Consider the following 19165-nt stretch of genomic DNA (forward strand, 5'->3'; position numbering starts at 1 on the left):
GCTGGACAGACCGCTGGTGGACGAGTTGTGGGACGACCCGCAAGGCTCGGTAGCTACGTCTGGGACGGAGAACCGCTGACAGCATCTAAGTGGGAAACCGGCCACAAGATCAGTCATCCATGCATAGAAATATGTGAGAGGCACCGTCGAGACGAGGCGGATAACTGGGGTGCTGTGGAGGCCGTGTGAACGGTAGAGCAGACACTCACAGAAAGCCAAGCGATCATCGGTTGCCGCGCGTCGGCAAGCATGAAATCTGTAATCTATAAACTGCAATTTTCAAAACTATAGTTATCAAGCTTATCTGTTGTTAGGTTTACCATTGGTACGTGTCGAGGTGGTTGTGACCCACGCTGCTCCATCCCGAACCAGGCCGTGAACGCGACACACACCGAGGCTACTGCAGCACCCGCTGTGGGAACGTAGGGGGATGCGTACCATCCAAATGAATGCGCTAGCTGTTTCAGACAGCTAGCGCATTTTTGTGTCTTTTTTTCTGTTGGATGGGTTAGTTGGTAAAGTCATCAATGCTTTGTATGACGCAGCCCTCGTTCGACCAGCTATTTAATTCATACCTTTACCACTTCGCAATTAGCCTAAAATGCGAAACCACCAGTTCATTGAACTGGTGGTTTGCTTTCGTCTTTTTGCTTCACGATAGGACTAGAGAAGTCCCCCCGTGATGCTACAATGACTACTATCACTCATTAGCATCACCTCCTTTATCCCTTGCGGTAGGTATCAATAAAGGTTATGCACTTAGTATAGCACGCAGAAAATTATTGTCAAGGTGTTGGAGTTAGGTCTTTAGACTGATTTAATGGCATGGTTATCGTCAGATTATTGGTGCCGCTAATCAGCGATGGAATAATCAACGGTTGCCCGATTGAAATAACATTAATATCTTCAAGCTTATTGGTTGCTGAAATTTCTTCAACGCTGGTGTTGAAGGCTAAAGCTATCGATTCAAGCGTATCGCCATCGCGCACAATATATAAGCCCAATGGTTGAGCAGTTGGCTGTAATTCATTTTTATAAGCTTCACGGGTTGCATCTAAATCGATAGTTGGAGCTGCGGTTAGATTAACAATTGGTTTTGGCGTTGGGCGGCTCGCAACAGGCGTGCCGCAGCCAACTAACGCTGCCAAAATCAAACCAACTGCTAATTGATCTCGTCGTTTCATCATGATCCTCTAGAGTGCTGGGATTTCAAGCTTCAAGGCGCTTGCTTCAGCAGATTCTTGTTGTTGGACGTTGCGTCCAGCTAATAAAAGATAGGCATACATGCTACCAGCACTGATAATACCAACTGCAATCTTAAACCACAATGGGAGATATTGGGGTGATATAAACCCTTCAATCAAGCCCGCTAGGATGAGAAACATCACGATTGCGCCAGAAACTCTGAAGGCCCGTTGCGCAGCAATTGCCAATGCAGCCCGCCGCGAAACCATGCCTGGCCGTAAGATTGCCCAAGCAAGTTGTAAGCCAGCACCGCCAGAGAGGAAAATGATGCTAAATTCGACTGGGCCATGAGCCGCAACAAAATCCCATAGGTTATCAGCAAAGCCCATATTTTGGGCTGCACCTGAAACAATTCCAAGGTGTAAGCCATTGTAGTAAAGCCCATATAAACTAAGAATGCCTAAGCTCAGGCCGCCTACAAAAACTTGAAACGAAACCAGAATATTATTGCTAAGAATCATGGTTGCACCCTGAGCATTGTTGTCGTTTAAACTGCGCCACCATTCGTCTTCTTTTTGAATTCGCTCAATGGTGGTTTGGTTTTCTGGCTGGAGGGCCACACCACGAGCAGGATCTTGATAGCTGATAATCCAGGCAACCAGCGCTGGCAGAAAAAACGCTAAAAATGCGATGCCAGTAAATGGCAGTAGCTCACGAAATGCTTGCGGAAGTTGATATAAAAAGTAGTTTTTTACCCCAGTTATCGGTGAACTGCGCTCACGATAAATACTACTATGGCCCCGCGCAACCAGATCATTTAAATAGATTGTCAGGGGATGGCCAGGAAAATCGCGCCGCGCTTGGGCCAAATCGGAAGTTGCTTGGCGATACAAGCGACCTAGCTCTTGCAATTCGGCGGCATTCATGGCAATAATATTACTCTGAGCACGGCTGGTTAGCTGGGTTAATCGTTCCCAAGCATGATGTTTGGCATTGATAAAATCTTCTGCTACCATAAAGCAACTCCTCTACTGATTATATTGTTGGAGATAGAGATGATTGATAATCGGATGAACGATCGCTATATTATTGATACTCCGGAAAGTATTGAATTTGGCTATGATGTGGCTGGCATCGGGGCGCGCTTTGTGGCGGCATTAATCGATACTGCCCTCTTCTCAATTATTCTCTTTATTGCCTTTCGCTTGTATATTGGCGATATGCGGATGATCCTATTCGTTAGTCCGATGGCTATCCGAATTTTCTTCGCATTCTCTATTTTTACGGTTTTGATTTATTATATCGCCTTTGAACGCTTTTGGAATGGTCAAACCCCAGGCAAGCGGCTTTTGGGCATTCGGGTGGTGCAAGAGGCGGGCAAACCACTCACCTTCAGCGGTAGCTTGATTCGCAATTTGCTGCGTTTAATTGATTTTGTGCCAGCGTATTACTCACTTGGCTTATTAACCATGTTGATCGATAAACGCGCGCGGCGTTTGGGCGATTTAGCTGCAAGCACGTTTGTGGTGCGCGATCGCCAACGGGTCACGCTTGAGATGTTGTTGCAATCGACACGCAACGATAAAGTTGCAAGTGCATTAAAAGATAGTGGCGCAACGCTGCCAAATATCACAGCCTTGCGCCCAGTAGATATGGATTTGGTTCAAAACTTTTTGCTGCGCCGTGGCACTTTAGCCCCTGATCGGCGCTTACGGATTGCAACCCAATTGGCGTATGCGCTTTTTGGGCGGCTTGGTTATAGCGTGCCTGGCGATCCTGAGCAGTTTTTGCAACAGGCTAACGATCAATATGTGTTGGTGCGGGCGCAGGCATTGCAGCAATCAACTCCTGCACCTGTTGCAGCAAATTCGTATGACGCGCATCGAGGCTAACCCGATTGGGCAAGCGCCGAAACCATGCGCCTTGTTTGCGCGCAAAGCGATGCGTATTGAATTTGAGTTGGGTGATGCAGGCGCTGGCACTTTGTTGGCCCTGCCACAATGGCCGAAATTCTGCATAGCCCAACCCCGACATCGCTGGCAGTTCCCAGCCATACCCTTGACGAATTAAACCCCAAACCTCGGCAATCAGCCCTTGCTGAACCATGATCTCAATTCGTTGATCGATTCGCGCATACAGTTCATCGCGGGGCCGCTCCAAATCAAGCGTCAGCATGCGATAGGCTGGCGGCTGGCGACGTTGCAGCTGGCTAATTTGCTGCCCAGTTACCGCGAAAACCTCTAGTGCCCGAATAACCCGCCGCACATTAGTAGCATCAATCGTCGCTGCAGCCTCTGGATCAATGGCTTGCAGTTGTTGATGCAGAGCTGCATGGCCTTCCAGCGCTGCCTGTTGCTCATAGCGTGCCCGCAATTCGTAATTGGGTGCAACCTCGGGAATGCGCCAACCCTCTAACAAGGCTGCCATATATTGACCTGTGCCACCAACCAAAATTGGCAATTTAGCCCGCTGAACGATGCTTGCAATCGCTGCATAGGCGGCTGCTTGGTAGGTCGCTAAGCTATAATCCTGATCTGGATTGACCACATCGATTAAATGATGTTTAACCAGCGCTTGTTCTGCAGGTGTTGGTTTGGCTGTACCCAAATCCATGCCACGATAGACTAAACGCGAATCGACTGAGACGATTTCGCCGTTCAAGGCTTGGGCTAAATCAAGTGAAAAGGCGGTTTTGCCAACCGCAGTTGCGCCAACAATGGCGATAATTAAAGGTTGTGATGCTTGCATGGGCGCTATGATACAAGTCTCAATCGATTGTTGCAATGTTAATTACGATCTGATGCTATTTTAGCCATTTTTGAGGTACAGTAGTACAGGACTCTTTTGTGTTAGAGGATCAATCATGACTGAACAACCACCCAAACGTGATGATGATCAAGGCTTCGAAGGCCAAGCTGGCTACGATAGTGGCTTCCAAGATGGCAAATATACCAATCCTGAGATTGCTGAATCGGGCGATGTGGAGGATCGGGCTGGCTCGTATGAAGATGGATTGCGGATTGAGCGCGATGATGCCATCGATCAAACCCTCGACGAGCAAGGGGAGGCCTAGGCGTGTTGCTTTATGATACCCTGCGCCAAACCCCGGTTGCCATGGAGCCAATCGATGGCTTTGTGCGCATGTATGTGTGTGGCGTGACTCCCTACGATACTACGCATATGGGCCATGCGCGTACATACGTCGTCTACGATACGATTCGGCGCTATTTAGAATGGCAAGGTTTGCCAGTTATTTATGTGCAAAATGTGACCGATATTGATGATGATATTTTGCGCAAAAGTGCTGAACTTGGCCTGACCTGGGATGAGCTGGGCCGCCAAGAAACTGAGCGTTTCCTACGTGATATGGATTCGTTGAATGTGGGCATGCCCAATCACTATGTCAAAGCGACCGATGCAATTGCCAAAATTATCGAAGTAACCAGCGGCTTGATTGAACGTGGCGTGGCCTACGAAAACCAAGGCAATGTCTATTTCAATGTGCATGCAGACCCAGATTTTGGTAGTTTGGCGCATAGCGATTATGCCACTATGTTGGAGATTGCCAACCAGCGCGGCAATTTCCCCGATGATCCGCATAAGCGCGACCCATTGGATTTTGTATTGTGGCAAGCGACCAAGCCTGGTGAGCCATGGTGGGATAGCCCATGGGGTCGAGGTCGGCCAGGCTGGCATATTGAATGCACCGCGATGGTGCTCGAATATCTTGGGCCACAAATTAATATTCATGGTGGCGGCAGCGACTTGCAGTTTCCGCATCATGCCTGTGAATTAGCCCAAGCAGAGAATTTTACTGGCCAAAGCCCACACGTTGAAGCGTGGTCGCATATTGGCATGGTTTTTTACGAAGGCGAGAAGATGAGCAAATCGCTGGGCAATTTAGTGTTGGCCAGCAAAACCCTCGAACACTACAGCGCCGATGCGATTCGGCTAGGCTTGCTCAAATATTATTATCGCGATCAATTTGAGTATAGCGATGAAGATGTAGCCTGGGGCGAGCGCACCGTTGAGCGCTTTAAACTGGCGGTCAATAGTGGCGTAGCTGGTGGCGCACTTCATGCTGAAGAGTTGCGCAATGAGGCAATCGCAGCACTTGATGCCGATTTTCAAACACCAGCATGTTTGCAAGCATTGATCACGTTGGCTGAAGCCAGCATCAATGGTGAAATTGACGACGCTGATCTCGCCGCCAGCACCCTGCGCGAGTTGGGCGCTGTGCTTGGTTTACGCAGCGAATTGTGGTAATACTTGCGCTCTGTTCAACAAGGGTAGTCTATGCAACTACCCTTGTTGGCTCGAAACGCTTACTGACTTGGTGTGCCTAAATCTTCCTCAAGTGCATGCACCAATTGGCGAATATGCCGCCGATTTGCCCCAAGATCTGCACCGCCAACCTTGGATGCCGATTGGATATCCACGCGAGTTTGCCCGCCTTCATCAATAAAGGCCACCGTTAACTCATCGGTGAAGATTCCAAACATCACATCAATATCGACCTTGAGCGACATTTGGCTGTCGGAACGATTGGTAATCGTCCAACCACGTTGAGCTTGAATCGCCCGCAGCCCTGCTTCATACAGTGTCTTTTGATCCTGGCTGAAGCGTGGAGTCATCAGTTCGGGAATAAGCGGGGTATCACTGGTTGCCGCGCGATTGGTGGTTAGCCCACGTTCAAATTTATCGCGAAAGTTTGGCACAAAGCGGAAGGCATAAAACACCAAACCAAGACAAACTACAAACAGTACGATCCGTTTGCCTGGAAACATTTTAGGTTGTGGCCGAAAAATCCAACGAACTGTTGAGAAGAGTGCAATCGAAGCTAAAAGAATCGAGCTTGCGACCACTACTTCCCATGGGAACACATCCTGATAGTAATTCATGCATCCTCCTAGGCAAAAAAGAACGAATGGTACAAACATTGCCTTGGTCTTTGGTCGATACGTGCTATGCTACCACATTCAGTGCAAGCTGTTGACGATCCTCAATCGTTACATCCACGAGTGCTTATCGTTGCGCTTGCCTAGGTTTTTTGTAGTCCCATATGTGCCCCACATTCCACCCTACATTGCGTTAAATGGGCCTCTTTTGGAATAGTGAGGAATCCGTGAATACAAAACGACAAGCACGCGGGATCAAGCGTTCATCAGTGATGAAAGTTCAGCGCCAGATGTTATTGCTGCGCTGTTTGGGGAGCGGCCCTAAAACGAGCGATGCCTTGATCGATGAAGTTAATAGCCAGATGCTTGAAGCCTATCCCAAGGCTGCTCGCGAAGCACTGCGCCACGATTTACGAGCCTTGCGCGAGGTTTTTGGCTGTGTAATCGAGTATACCGCTTCGGTGGGCTATCGTTTGGTCAGCGTTGGCGATTTGGCGTTGCTCAATTTATCAAATGATGAAATTGCTGCCTTGCGCTTTCTTGATGCTAGCTATCCCGCCAATAGCAGCTTGCCCGACCATCAACAGGTGCGGCGTTTGGTCGAGCGCATTATCGATTTCTTGCCAATCGAGCGGCGAGGATCGTTGAATGCTGGCGAGCCAATTTTACACCAAGCTGGCCCCATTGCTCCCTACGACCACGATGCCCAAATTATGCGCAATTTGCGCAAAGCAATTGCTCAACGTCGCGAAATTCGCTTTCGCTATAGCTCAAGCCAGCGCGAAGGCGAGGACAATCATCGCGTTGGCCCAGTTAATATTTTTACCCGCGATGGCCATGCCTATGTTTTGGGCTATTGCTTCGACGGCCCGCAACAGATGGTCGAACGGGTTGGCCGCTATGTTGATTATCGCATTGACTATATCAGCAAAAATAGCTTGACGATTTTGCCTCGCGTGTTGCCGCCAGCCTTGCCCAAACGCCCAACCTGGACGGTTAAATATGAGCTACGCGATGTTGTGGCTCGCAATAAAAAGGTCGCCCACTGGTTTGATAATACCCAGATTGAGTATCGACCTGATGGCTCGGCGCTGGTAACGGCCACGGTACATAATCTTTGGCAAACCCGCCAAATTCTCTTGCGCTACTTAGATAATTGCCGTGTTTTAGAGCCGCCAGAGCTGATTGATATGATGCGAGCAACTGCCCAAGGCTTGCGCGATTTGTACCCGCCGAGTAGCAACGAAATTGGTTAATCATATTCTAGTGTTGGGATAATGACGTGCTATTTTTGCAGATCTGAGTAGGCTATAGTACAATAAGGCGCACCCTTCGCTGTACGTGCGGTGGGAATTAGTTTTGAGCCAACACTTTATGAAGGGGAGCTGGGTTCCGCGACAAGTGCGGCTGGTGCTGCACGACTCAAGGGCTGGCACCCACCTGCGAAAGCAGGTTCAAAACTACCCCGCTCACGGCTGATTGAAGGGTGTTTTCTTTTATGTTATATCTCTTTTTTGGCCCCGACGATTATACCCGCCAAGCGACAATTAACGCGCTCAAGGCGGCCTTTCCACCTGATGCCGCTGCATTCAATGTAGTGGTGCTCCATGGCAAATCTGCCAAACTTAACGATGTGCGTACTGCCTGCGAAGCCTACCCTGTATTCCATGATCGCCGCTTGGTGATTGTGCATGATCTGCTGAAGCACGCTAAATCTGCTGAAGTTCGTGATGGCCTCAAAGCCTTGGTTCAGCGCTTGCCCAATACAACCGACTTGGTGCTGAACGAAAGCGATGCGCCTGATAGTCGTTTGAGTGTGGTCAAGGATATTCAGACCTTGGCCAAAAGCAAACAAGCAGAGTTGCGCGAATTTAAATTACGTGAAGGCAATGCGCTAATTGGCTGGATGCAGCAAGAAGCTCAATCCAACGGCGTGCAACTGCGCCCAGATGCAGCGCAACATTTGGTTGATTATGTGGGCAGCGACGGCTGGATGCTGCATAACGAAATTGCCAAACTCGCTGCCTATGTGGGCGAACCTGGCACAATTGGCGTGCGCGAAGTTGATTTGCTGGTGGCCGACGAGACCGAAACCAATTTATTTAATTTTATCGATGCGTTGTGTGCGCGGCGTGGTGCGGCAGCGGTGCAAGGCCTCAATGGCTTATTGGCCGATGATGCTGCGCCGTTGTATATTTTGACCATGATCGCCCGTCAGGCGCGTTTGATGTTGGCAGCCCAGAGCGCAGGCAAAGTTTCGCCCGATGAATTGGCCAAGCTCTTGGGCCAAAAGCCATTTGTAGCGCGCAAAGCGGCGGAACAAGCGCGCAACTTTAGCCCGACAGAGCTGCGGTTGCTCCACGAACGGGTGGTGCAGATTGACCACAGCATTAAAACAGGTAAAATCGACGCAGAAGGCGCACTAGCAAGCCTCGTTGGCGATTTTGGCTTTGCGCCAAGCAGAAAATAACGATTAAGGCCTTAGATTGCGGTTAACCCTATTGCGTAGAGCGATGCGACTCGTTAGAATAGCTATGAGTCCAACAATCTGCCCATGCAACACGCAACCACACGCGAAGGATGTCCCATGGAAGAAATCCTCATCATCGACGATAGCCGTCAGATAGCCGATTTTTTGGCTGAGACGGTGCTGCCATACTATGGCTATCGTTCGCGCGTCGTACCCACAGGCTGGGAAGGTCTGGCTTTTTTGAAACAACGCCAGCCCGACCTGATTTTGCTTGATCTCCAACTTCCTGATACGTCGGGGCTTGATGTGCTTCGCCAAATGGGCGAACTTGGCTACGATATTCCGGTGATTTTGATGACCGCCCATGGTACCGAGCAAACTGCTGTCGAGGCCTTTCGACTTGGTGCCAAAAATTATTTGATCAAGCCGTTTGAGGCTGCAGAAGCAGGCGCAGCGATTGAGCGAGCTTTGCGCGAAAGGCGTTTGCAGCGCGAAAAAGAGGTGCTTACCCGCACTTTGCAACAACGCTTACAGGAATTGACGATTCTCTCAAGCGTCGGCAAGTCGGTCACGTCGTTGCTCGACCTTGAAGAATTGCTCGAACGGATCGTCGATGCTGGGGTCTATCTGACTCATGCCGAAGAAGGCTATTTGCTGCTGCGCGATGGCGACGAGCTGTATTTGCGCGCGGCCAAAAATCTTGGCGAGGAGCGCGTACAGCGTTTTCGGGTCAAGATGGATGATAATGTGGCTGGCCAAGTTATTCGCACAGTCAAGCCAATTCGCCTCGATCGCTCGCAACACCAAGATTTAAAGATGCGCACTGGGCTTTTGGTGCAGGCTATGCTGCAAGTGCCACTCATTGTTGGTCGCCACGCAATTGGCGTGTTGGCGGTTGATAATCGGGTGCAGCAACGCACATTTAGCGAAAACGACCAATATTTGCTTTCAGCCATTGCTGATTATGCAGCGATTGCGATTGAAAATTCACGTTTGTTTAAATCGACGCGCGATTCTGAGCAGCGCTACCGCGAATTGTTCGATAACGCCAACGATATGATCTTCACGCTTGACCCGCAATTGCGAATTGCTTCGATCAACCGTCAAGGCGTGAAATTATTGGGCCTTGCTTTGCCCGAATTGATGCAGCGCACGCTGATTTCGCTGTGTGTGCCCGATGATCAAGCGGCGATTGAGCATCAATTGCAACGCCAATTGGCCAAAGCTGCTGGCGATGGCGGGGCGTTTCCATTAACCTTGCGCCGTGCCAATGGCGAAGATTTGCATATTGAGGTCAGCGCCCAACTGATGCAGCGCGGCGATCAGGTGATTGGCCTGCACTGTATTGCGCGTGATGTGACCGACCGCCGTCGTTTGGAACTGCAATTGTTGCAAGCAGAAAAGCTCTCAGCAATTGGCCAATTGGTGGCTGGGGTTGCTCACGAGTTGAACAATCCAATGACCAGCATCAAAGGCTTTGCTGAACTCTTGTTGCGACGCAAAGATTTGGATGACGATGCGCGTACCGACCTCAATTACATCAATAACCAAGCAGAACGAGCGGCGCGCATTGTCACCAACCTCTTGACCTTTGCGCGTGAGCATCAGCCGCAGCGGGTGGCTGTTGATGTGAATAAGGTGATCGACGACACGCTGAGCTTGCATAGCTACCACTTGCGGGTCGATAACATCAAAGTGCAACGTCAGTTCGAGCCAAATCTCCCCAATACGGTGGCCGATCCATACCAATTGCAGCAGGTTTTTCTGAATTTGATTGGCAATGCCCACCAAGCCATGGCCGAAAAAGGCAGCGGTGGCTTCCTAACGGTCAAAACCGAGCGCGTTGATGATGAAATTCGCATCAACATCGGTGATACTGGGCCTGGCATTCCTCAGCATCTGGTTGGCCGGATCTTCGATCCATTTTTTACCACCAAACCTGTTGGCAAGGGTACGGGGCTTGGGTTATCGATCTGCTACAACATTTTGCATGATCATGGTGGCAATATTTGGGTCGATAGTGTAGCCAACGAAGGCACGACCTTCCATTTGGCCTTGCCGGTGGTCGAGGGCGAGAATCCCGAATTGCTTAACGACGATGATCGTGAAACCACAGTCAAGCCCGACCAAGCCTATAAAATCTTGGTCGTTGACGATGAAGAAGGCGTAGCGCAGGTTATTCAACGCTTGGTGCGCGATTTGGGCCATCAGCCGATGGTTGTGGCCAGCGGCGAGGCCGCGTTGCAAGCAGTCGATCAAGCGCAGTTCGATTTGATTCTGAGCGATGTCAAAATGCCAGGTATGAATGGCTTTCAGCTCTATCGGGCCTTACAACAAAAATCGCCCGATTTGGCCAAGCATTTTATCTTCATCACTGGCGATACGATGAGTCCAGCAACCCTTACCGCAATGCGCCAAATTGGCACGCCGATGATCGCCAAGCCCTTCTCGGCCAAGAAACTGGAACGCACGATCAACGAGTTTATGGCGCGTGAAACAGCGGTTGAACGCGAGGCCGAAATTCAGCAATAGCTCGATTTGGGAGTTGGGGATCGGGCTGGAATGGCCTGATCCTCTTTGTTGATCCACGAAGCGCACGAAGGTTGAGGCTATTGGCTCTCGGCTATTAACTGCTGGGATTCTGCTGTGTTCTCTGTTCCGTATTCTTCATCCCTCATCCCTCATAATTCATCCTTATGTTTTAGCCACGAATTGCACGAATGACACGAATGATTATTTTTTTCGCCACAGATTGGCACAGATTATTTGGATTATGTCCTACTAACCCAAAGCCAATAGCCCATAGCCATCATTCCTCTGCGTTAAGTTTTTTTAGTACATTGTGATTGACTTTTGCCTTCTGATTTTTGCCTTCTGATTTTTGCCTTTCGGCATTCATCCCTCATAATTCATCCTTCATACTTTTCCCCCTTGTCATCCTATTGTCATTTAAAAGCCTGCTCTTGCTGTCAGGCTCATGCTACTGTGTGTAGCAACGGCTACGATTTAACCTAGTTCTGGGGGTTGCGATGAAACGAGTAGCATTTTGGTGGGTTGCGCAAGTGCGGAGCATTCGTCAGCCATTGCGGTGGCTGGCTTGGCCTGTGGCCATTATTGCGGCCTTGTTTGTGGTGGCGGCTTCGGCCCAAACTGGCGAACGCCGTTCGAGTTCATTCGAGCCAGTCGAAGTTGTGCTCGATACCAATGCCCTAGGCCGTGGCAATGGGCAGCGCACTCGCGTCACACCCGATGGTATTCAGCCAGAGGCTGCTGGCGGAATGTTGATTACGGTGCCACAAGAGGTCAATCAATTTAGCGATTTGCTGGCTTCATGGCGAGCCGATGAGCCGATCTCCTCAACCTTGCAGATTTCGATGCGGGTTTCGATCGATGGCAGCAATTGGTCGCGCTGGGCGCTGATTGAAGAATCGCATGATTTTTTGGATGAACGCGATGCAGCCGATTTGCATTGGGGTTCGCCGATGTTTGCTGGCTTGGCAACGTGGTGGCAAGCCAAAATTGAGTTTGGGCCTGCCCCAGATGGGAGTTTGCCAATCCTGCGTGAGCTGCGGGTTAGCACGGTTGATGTTGGTGCATTAACTCCAACTGAGCCAGAGGCCGCTGCCGAACGGGCAACCGATGTCGCCAAGCCGCCTGTAGTGAGCCGCACAGGTTGGGGCAGCCCCGATGGTCAAGGTAGTCGCGTGGCTCCCGCCTACTATCCAGTAACCCATCTGGTTGTGCACCATACCGCCGATGCCAATAGCTTGGGTGGCAGCGAAGGCTGGTGGGGCGATCGGATTCGCGCAATTTGGTCGTTTCATACCTTTACCCGTGGTTGGGGCGATATTGGCTACAACTACCTGATTGCGCCCGATGGCACGATTTTCGAGGGCCGCGCTGGCGGCGATAACGCAGTGGCCTTTCACGATACTGGCAATTATGGCTCGATGGGTGTTTCGATGGTTGGAACCTATGCCAGCGTGCCGCCAACCAGCACCGCCCAAAATAGCTTGGTCGAATTATTGGCTTGGAAAGCTGAACAACGCGGCATCGATCCGCTTGGTCGGGCCTATTATTATGGTTGCGATATTTCACGCTATTGTGGTAATCCTGGGTCGATTACACCGAATATTGGTGGCCACCGCGATGTGGCTAATAATCCGGTAGGCTATACTTCCTGCCCTGGCGATAATTTGTATGGTTTATTGCCAACAATCCGTTCGCGGGTGCAATCGCGCTTGAGCAGCACTCCCGACAACGGCGATATGACGATCGACGATCTTGAATCGAGCTTTACCCGCTCGGCGGCTCAATGGTACGAAGCTGCTTGTGGTGATGGCGGCCATATTTTCTACACCTACTCCACCAACGATCCGCTGGAAAGTAGCAATAGTGGTCGTTGGCGTAATGCGAATATTGTGGCTGGCAATTATCGGATTTTTGCCCATGTGCCGCAAAATTGTGGTGGGTTGAATGCTACCCAAAGCGCCCGCTACACCGTTTGGCAAAATGGCGTGCAAATTGACGAGCGGGTGTTGAGCCAAGATACCACCACCGAGTGGATTGAAATTACGACTAGCCCATTGGCGCTTTCTGGTGTGCCGGTCGAAGTGCACTTAACCGATTTGACCAGCGAGCCGTTGAGCGCCGAGCGCAAGGTGATTTTCGATACGGTGCGCTGGGTCAAGCAAGATACCCAAGTCGACGTTGCGCTCGAAGCAGTCAATTATGATCGCACAACCTTGGCTGGTGGCGAATTGCTCAAAGTAACCTTTCGGGTACGTAACACCGGCAATGTGACGTTGGAAACCCAAGCTCCCGACGCTGGCAGCCTCAGCGATAGCACAACTGGCTACACCTACGACGAAGGCGAGTGTTTTATCGGCAATGGCAACGATGGCTACCCGAGCTATCCCAAAGAATCAGGCCGTTTTCGGGTGGTGCTTGGCGGCGATGGCTTGACGATGGCCTGCGCTGGCGATACTGGCGGCTATCCATGGCGCTGGAGCATTGGCGGCGATCTTGCGCCCGGCGAGGCCCGCGATTTGGTTGGCTATATCCGCTTCCGCAATCACACCACCAGCCCACGCCAAGTAACCCTACGCGCTGGGCTTGTCCAAGAATATGTGCGTTACTTTAGCCAAAACCAAGCCAACCAAATCATCACCATCAATCCTGAAAACGACGCACCGCAATCGTTGATCTATAACGATTGGCAACCACAGGCCTTGGTCTATGAGTTGGGCGCGATTCCCGATGATTTTCTAGCCCGCACCGCCAACCCACTTTCGATTCCCGAAGGAGCGTTGTTGGGCAGTTTTGGCTGGAGCGGCACGCGCTTAGATTTAGGCGATGGTGGCTTATTTGGCCAAAATGATCGCTTTATCGTGCGCCAAACCCGTAGTTTTGTCGTTCCGGTTGCTGGCAACTATCGCTTTCGCCTAACCTCGGATGATGGCGCTTGGCTCTGGATTGATGAGGAGTTGGTTGCTGAGGCGCATGGCCTGCACCCTGAGCGCGAGGTGATTGGCGAGCGTTGGCTGAGCGCTGGCGAGCATCAGCTTGGCTTCAAATATTTTGAGCGTACATCGCAAGCGGTGTTGAGCTACGATTGGCAAACGCCAGGCAGTAACGATTTCAGCCCAATTCCGGTTAATATCGGGGCTGGAGCCATGCGCTATGGCAACTATTTTGCCCCGAATGCCCAAATGACCATCGCTGCTGATGATCATGGTGGTTCGGGCGTTGCCAGTATTCGCTGGCGCTGGAATGGCAGCGCTTGGGAAGAAGATGCAGGCAGTATGTTGACCTTTACGCCTGGCGGTGGCAACTTTACTTTGGAATATGCCGCCCGTGATGCTGCTGGCAATTTGGAAGCGACCCGCAGCCTCAGTTGGCAAGTTGATGCTAGCCCGCCTAGCTCAACAATTAGCAGTGCCACCGTTGAGCCAACGGGCGTGATTCGGCTGAATTTAAGCAGCAACGATGTTGGCAGCGGCGTGCGCCAAATTGAAATTAGCGTGCGCGACCAAGCTGATGGCCAATGGTCTGTTTGGACAGTGGTGCCAGCCAATAGTGCACCAGCATTTATTGGTCAGCCCGATCATCGCTACGATTTTCGCAGCCGCGCAATCGATAATGTTAACAATCGCGAGGCCGAGCACAATGGAGTTGATGCTAGCGCCACTGTGCCAAATGACGCTAGTTTCTACTCCATTCATACGCCGCTGGTGATTAAAAACTAAGCAAGGATGCAAGACCCGCTGCTTGAGGTGAGCAGCGGGTCTTCAAAAATCGTAGATCATGTGAATTTCCTCTAGCTGTTGCTGTTCATATTTGGTCAAGCCCACATCGCTCGCGCTCACTGTGTAGAGCGTGCTATGGCTTTGAAAGCTACTTGGGTTTGCAGCGATTGCATAGACCATTGAGCCATCCCAATTGGTGGTAAAACTAGCGATTGGGTGCAAGAGCGAATTCTGCCATATTTGCTTGCCACTCTGACGATCGAAGCCATAGAAGGTTGTGCTATACACATCGCTATCACGAATGATAATCGTTTGTTGATTGCCACTGATTTGAACATCGGTTATGGTGGAAAGGTTGGGTTTATCCGAACTATCGAGGCCAAATATGCCAAATTGCATTGATCGATGCAGATTTTGGTTGAGTTGTGGCGCAACTTCCAGCTTGGTTGTATTGATGGTTTTGTGTTGCTGAAGGTCATACGTCAACACCTGTTGATCTGCGGTAAAAATCGTGAGCAAATTGGGGTTGGCTGGGGAGATTTCATAATCGAGATAATCGCTCGAGGGAAATGCTTGATCATAACGATACAAGATGCGATTGCTCTCCAGATAACGACATGTACATTCAGCCATTGCTGGTTTGATTGCGCCGCTGTTGCCATCAATAATCAGGTGTTGGGTACTCATTGGGGGTACATCTGGGCTTTGGCCCGCCGATTCCCTCATTTCGATGATTAAAGCATCGACTGTATCGGTAATTGGACTGATGGTGGCCTCACTCTGCGAGCCTGCGACCGAATTGGGTATATCGGAGCTCGAATTTGGATAACTTTCGACGGGTACTCTCATGGCAAATAATTGCTGTTGTGAGCTATGTTGCTGTTTTGGAATGATGTTTAGGGCTTGATTAAGATTGGCTGTTTGATTTGCTTGGCTTGGAGCATGGGCAGTGAGATACAGCTCAGCCTGATCGGGGCTACTATACAAACCAACGATTGTGCTCGAATCTGGTTCATAAGGCAGCGATTGTTGCCAAATTGGTTGCTCGTCGCTGCTTTTACGGCTTAGCAAATAGTGTGATTGATTTCTGCTCAGCTCAAAACGATCGCCGTTATTGGCGATAATTAATGCCTCGACATTATTTGCTTGCCACATTTGCTGATCAGCGTGCATGGCGCGCACAAAATGATTTTGCTCGTGATCAACACCTTTGATTAACAGTAATTGCTGCTCGGGCGTAGCCGTTGCTTGATCGGCCATGGCTAAAGCAAGCGCATCCTGGTTGAGTGGTGGATAGATATTGGTGCGTTTGGCCAAATACATGCCGCCCAATAACACGACAACAATCAACAACGCGTTGAGGGTATGTCTGTAGGTGCTTAATTTGGATAAACGCTGGATGTTATGGCTTGGCGCAGCCAAACGCTCGCTCTGACCAAAGATCGAGCGTAAGTTGCGTTGCATGGTTTTGGTTTTTTCAAGTAATTCGCGCAGTTGTGGCTCTTGATCAAGGCGTTGTTCAAAGGCTTGACGATCGTTCGTGCCAAAACGCTGATCAAGATAATCAAGCACTGCCGCTAGATCAGGGTTCATACATCCTCCAAGTGGTTGCGTAGTTGGGTATGGGCAGTGTGTAAACGCGACCGCACTGTGCCAATTGGGCATTCTAAGATGGCTGCAATTTGTTCGTAACTTAGGTCGTGAAAGTAGCGCAACACAATCACGCTGCGCAATTTCAACGATAAGTTGCTAATGGCGTTCCAGATAACTTGCTCCTCCTCGCTGCGTAACAAATTATCAAGGGTCGTCGCTTGCGGTTGTTCTGTCTCAGGTCGTAATTGTTCGCCCAGCCAGCGGCTTAGCCGTTTGCGGGTGCTTAAACAACAATTTACCGTGATATGGTGCAGCCAGGTTGACCATGCTCCTCGTTCAGGGTCAAAGCGCACCAAAGCCCGATTAACCCGCATCCAGACCTCTTGGGCGACATCTTCAGCATGACCCCAATCTGCCAAGATTAAATAGGCAGTTCGGAGCACCATTGCGTGATAACGACTATGCAATGATTCGAGTGTTTCGCTGTGCAATTGCTGAAATTCTGTCATAACAGATGAATTCATCGGAGCTTTCCCTCATGCATGCTTGCTCAACTATACTGAGGGCTGGGCCAAAAGGTTCAGTTTCAAGCACGAATTAAAAATAAATCCGCGCTGATTAGCTACAATCAGCGCGGAGTTTCGTTAAGCTGATAGTTTTTTTAGTTGCGTTGTTGATCAACGAGCGCGATAAAGCGTCGGAAGTGCTCATCGCCATCGTGCGGGCCAGGCCCAGCTTCAGGGTGATATTGCACGCTGAAAACAGGCAGGCTCTGGTGTTGCAAGCCTTCGCAGGTCTGATCATTGCCGCTAACTTCGGTCACCTGAACATCGTTGGGCAAACTAGCAGGATCGAGGGCAAAGCCATGATTTTGGGCCGTGATGCGCACCTTGCCGGTGCTGGTATCGAAGACTGGGTGATTGCCTGCGTGATGGCCGAACGGCAGTTTGAAGGTTGTGCCACCAAGCGCTTGGCCAATCAATTGGTGGCCCAAGCAAATGCCAAAGACTGGCACTTGGCCAATTAAATTGCGAATCGTATCAACTGCATAATCCAAGGTGGCTGGGTCGCCTGGGCCATTGGAAATCAACACACCATCGGGCTTTAAGGCCAAGCTCGCTTCAGCAGAGGTGCGATTTGGCACAACTGTCACTTTACAGCCAAGGTCGACCAAGCGGCGCAGGGTGTTGCGTTTGACTCCAAAATCGTAAACAACGACATGGCGGCTTTGCACTTCTTCAGGCAGCGCCAGTTGCAAGGTAGTGAAATCAGTTGGCGTGCCTTCGTGCCACTCGTAGCTGGTTTGCGTACCAACATCGCTGGCCAAATCGCGGCCTTCCATCACTGGAATAGCTTGCGCTTTGGCGACCAAACTTGCTGGATCAAGGTCTTCGGTTGAGAGCACAGCGCGCATTGCGCCTGCTGCCCGAATATGCCGCGTCAAGGCTCGCGTATCAAGATCAGCAACTGCCATTACACCGCGCCGTGCTAGCAGCTCGCTGAGCGATTCGCTGGAACGCCAATTGGAAGGACGCTCGGTAAAGGAACGCACGATCAGCGCTTCGGCCCAAGGCGTAGCAGCCTCAAGATCAAGCTGATCAATGCCATAATTGCCAATATGCGAGGCCGTTAAGGTCACTAACTGACCGCGATACGACGGATCGGTTAAAATTTCAGCGTAGCCAGTCATGCTGGTATTGAACACAACTTCACCTGCACGTTCGCCGCGTGCGCCGACAGCCCGCCCCCAGAAGGTGCGTCCATCTTCCAATGCCAGTAATGCGCGTGTCATGGCAACTCCAAGCTAGAAGCAATCGGGTGGTTCAGCCAAAACTGAGTACCAACCGAGTATTATAACGGAATCGCCATTTTTTGTGGTGGCTGGTTGCGTTGACGCTCTGCGTAAGATGGCCTATGATTAGGCCAAACTACAGCCGTTCCTCGCTGGCACCACCGTTCTTTAGCACAAAGGAAGATCGTCAATGACTGACACGCTTCTGATTAGCAAAGCCGACAATGTAACGACCCTCACGATTAATCGCCCAGCAGTCCGCAATGCGGTCGACCAACCAACCATGGATGCGCTGCGGGCAGCGATCGAGGCTTGCGAACATGATGGCACTCGTTGTATTGTGATTGCTGGCGCTGGTGGCGCGTTTTCATCAGGGGCCGATATTATGGCGGCCTTGCAATCTGGTGGCACGCCAAATGATGTATATCGCGTTTTAACCGAATCGTATGGCCCAACCTTGTTGAGCATTCGTCAATCGTCGTGGCCAGTTATTGCCGCTGTCGATGGCGTTGCCGCTGGCATTGGCTCGGATTTGGCCTTGGCCTGCGATTTGCGCTTGGTATCAAGCAAAGGCCGCTTCTCAGAAATCTTTATCAAAGTTGGCTTAATTCCCGATGGTGGTGGGACCTATAGTTTGCCACGCTTGATTGGCCTTGGCCGCGCCATGGAACTGATGTTGACTGGGGCGATGGTTGAGGCCGAACGTGCTTTGGCTTGGGGTATGGCCAATGCGGTCTTTGATGAAGCAAATTTTGCCAACGATGTGCAAGCTTATGCTGCAACGATTGCAGCACAGGCTCCTTTGGCGTTAACTAGGGGCAAACAGGCCATGCTGGCAGCCCAAAACGATCAAAGCTTTGCCGATGCGCTACGCCGCGAAGCTGAATTCCAGCGCGAAATTTTTAATAGCGAGGATGGCTTTGAGGGCTTTCAGGCCTTTTTGCAAAAACGCCCACCTGTGTGGAAAGGACGATAACTC

15 protein-coding genes, 1 rRNA gene and 1 other RNA gene are annotated in these 19165 nt (G+C 50.6%); 10 read left to right on the forward strand and 7 right to left on the reverse strand.

Features of this window, described 5'->3' with window-relative positions; all coding sequences use genetic code 11:
- Window positions 1-232, forward strand: a 23S ribosomal RNA gene (locus C5S61_RS01235); the annotation flags it as partial.
- 553 nt (window positions 233-785) lie between these two features.
- On the opposite strand, the gene C5S61_RS01240 is transcribed toward C5S61_RS01235, so the two are convergent.
- Window positions 786-1184: a LysM peptidoglycan-binding domain-containing protein gene (locus C5S61_RS01240; RefSeq protein WP_164689151.1), complete on the reverse strand. Its 399-nt coding sequence runs from the start codon at window positions 1182-1184 to the stop codon at window positions 786-788.
- A 9-nt stretch (window positions 1185-1193) separates the two neighbouring features.
- The gene (locus tag C5S61_RS01245) at window positions 1194-2201 is read right to left on the reverse strand and encodes a stage II sporulation protein M (protein ID WP_110513313.1); all 1008 of its coding nucleotides are present in this window, start codon (window positions 2199-2201) and stop codon (window positions 1194-1196) included.
- Window positions 2202-2240: 39 nt separating this feature from the next.
- Between C5S61_RS01245 and C5S61_RS01250 the strand changes: the two genes are divergently transcribed.
- Window positions 2241-3077 carry an RDD family protein gene (locus C5S61_RS01250; RefSeq protein WP_164689152.1) on the forward strand — a complete coding sequence of 279 codons (837 nt, stop codon included), beginning with the start codon at window positions 2241-2243 and terminating at the stop codon, window positions 3075-3077.
- Here C5S61_RS01250 and miaA read toward each other — a convergent pair.
- The gene (gene miaA / locus C5S61_RS01255) at window positions 2983-3933 is read right to left on the reverse strand and encodes a tRNA (adenosine(37)-N6)-dimethylallyltransferase MiaA (protein WP_110513315.1); all 951 of its coding nucleotides are present in this window, start codon (window positions 3931-3933) and stop codon (window positions 2983-2985) included. The genes C5S61_RS01250 and miaA overlap by 95 nt on opposite strands.
- A gap of 115 nt (window positions 3934-4048) precedes the next feature.
- Between miaA and C5S61_RS01260 the strand changes: the two genes are divergently transcribed.
- Together C5S61_RS01260 and cysS are read left to right on the forward strand one after the other, a co-directional pair.
- Entirely contained in the window at window positions 4049-4258 is a 210-nt protein-coding gene (locus C5S61_RS01260; RefSeq protein ID WP_054535415.1) for a hypothetical protein, read from the forward strand.
- A 2-nt stretch (window positions 4259-4260) separates the two neighbouring features.
- Window positions 4261-5451, forward strand: a complete 1191-nt coding sequence (gene cysS / locus C5S61_RS01265) for a cysteine--tRNA ligase (RefSeq protein ID WP_110513316.1) — start codon at window positions 4261-4263, stop codon at window positions 5449-5451.
- Between the two features lie 59 nt (window positions 5452-5510).
- Here cysS and C5S61_RS01270 read toward each other — a convergent pair whose 3' ends face one another.
- Window positions 5511-6086 carry a DUF1499 domain-containing protein gene (locus tag C5S61_RS01270; protein WP_164689153.1) on the reverse strand — a complete coding sequence of 192 codons (576 nt, stop codon included), beginning with the start codon at window positions 6084-6086 and terminating at the stop codon, window positions 5511-5513.
- Window positions 6087-6310: 224 nt separating this feature from the next.
- Between C5S61_RS01270 and C5S61_RS01275 the strand changes: the two genes are divergently transcribed.
- From C5S61_RS01275 to C5S61_RS01295, 5 genes are all read left to right on the forward strand, one after another.
- Window positions 6311-7339, forward strand: coding sequence for a helix-turn-helix transcriptional regulator (locus tag C5S61_RS01275; protein ID WP_164689154.1), 1029 nt, complete (start codon window positions 6311-6313; stop codon window positions 7337-7339).
- Window positions 7340-7407: 68 nt separating this feature from the next.
- Window positions 7408-7575: non-coding RNA, 6S RNA (gene ssrS / locus C5S61_RS01280), on the forward strand.
- Between the two features lie 6 nt (window positions 7576-7581).
- The gene (gene holA, locus C5S61_RS01285) at window positions 7582-8553 is read left to right on the forward strand and encodes a DNA polymerase III subunit delta (protein ID WP_110513319.1); all 972 of its coding nucleotides are present in this window, start codon (window positions 7582-7584) and stop codon (window positions 8551-8553) included.
- 117 nt (window positions 8554-8670) lie between these two features.
- The gene (locus C5S61_RS01290; RefSeq protein ID WP_110513320.1) at window positions 8671-11085 is read left to right on the forward strand and encodes a hybrid sensor histidine kinase/response regulator; all 2415 of its coding nucleotides are present in this window, start codon (window positions 8671-8673) and stop codon (window positions 11083-11085) included.
- Window positions 11086-11582: 497 nt separating this feature from the next.
- Window positions 11583-14801 carry an N-acetylmuramoyl-L-alanine amidase gene (locus tag C5S61_RS01295; RefSeq protein ID WP_110513321.1) on the forward strand — a complete coding sequence of 1073 codons (3219 nt, stop codon included), beginning with the start codon at window positions 11583-11585 and terminating at the stop codon, window positions 14799-14801.
- 42 nt (window positions 14802-14843) lie between these two features.
- On the opposite strand, the gene C5S61_RS01300 is transcribed toward C5S61_RS01295, so the two are convergent.
- The 3 genes from C5S61_RS01300 to carA form a co-directional block, all read right to left on the reverse strand.
- Window positions 14844-16394: an anti-sigma factor gene (locus C5S61_RS01300; RefSeq protein ID WP_110513322.1), complete on the reverse strand. Its 1551-nt coding sequence runs from the start codon at window positions 16392-16394 to the stop codon at window positions 14844-14846.
- Entirely contained in the window at window positions 16391-16918 is a 528-nt protein-coding gene (locus C5S61_RS01305; RefSeq protein ID WP_054535423.1) for an RNA polymerase sigma factor, read from the reverse strand. Before C5S61_RS01305 ends, C5S61_RS01300 begins: the two co-directional genes overlap by 4 nt.
- 137 nt (window positions 16919-17055) lie before the next feature.
- Window positions 17056-18186: a glutamine-hydrolyzing carbamoyl-phosphate synthase small subunit gene (gene carA, locus C5S61_RS01310; protein WP_110513323.1), complete on the reverse strand. Its 1131-nt coding sequence runs from the start codon at window positions 18184-18186 to the stop codon at window positions 17056-17058.
- Between the two features lie 190 nt (window positions 18187-18376).
- On the opposite strand from carA, the gene C5S61_RS01315 reads away from it, so the two are divergent.
- Window positions 18377-19162, forward strand: coding sequence for an enoyl-CoA hydratase/isomerase family protein (locus tag C5S61_RS01315; RefSeq protein WP_110513324.1), 786 nt, complete (start codon window positions 18377-18379; stop codon window positions 19160-19162).
- The last annotated feature ends 3 nt before the right edge of the window (window positions 19163-19165 follow it).

Origin of the sequence: Herpetosiphon llansteffanensis, from assembly GCF_003205875.1 — a bacterium.
Classification (GTDB): domain Bacteria; phylum Chloroflexota; class Chloroflexia; order Chloroflexales; family Herpetosiphonaceae; genus Herpetosiphon; species Herpetosiphon llansteffanensis.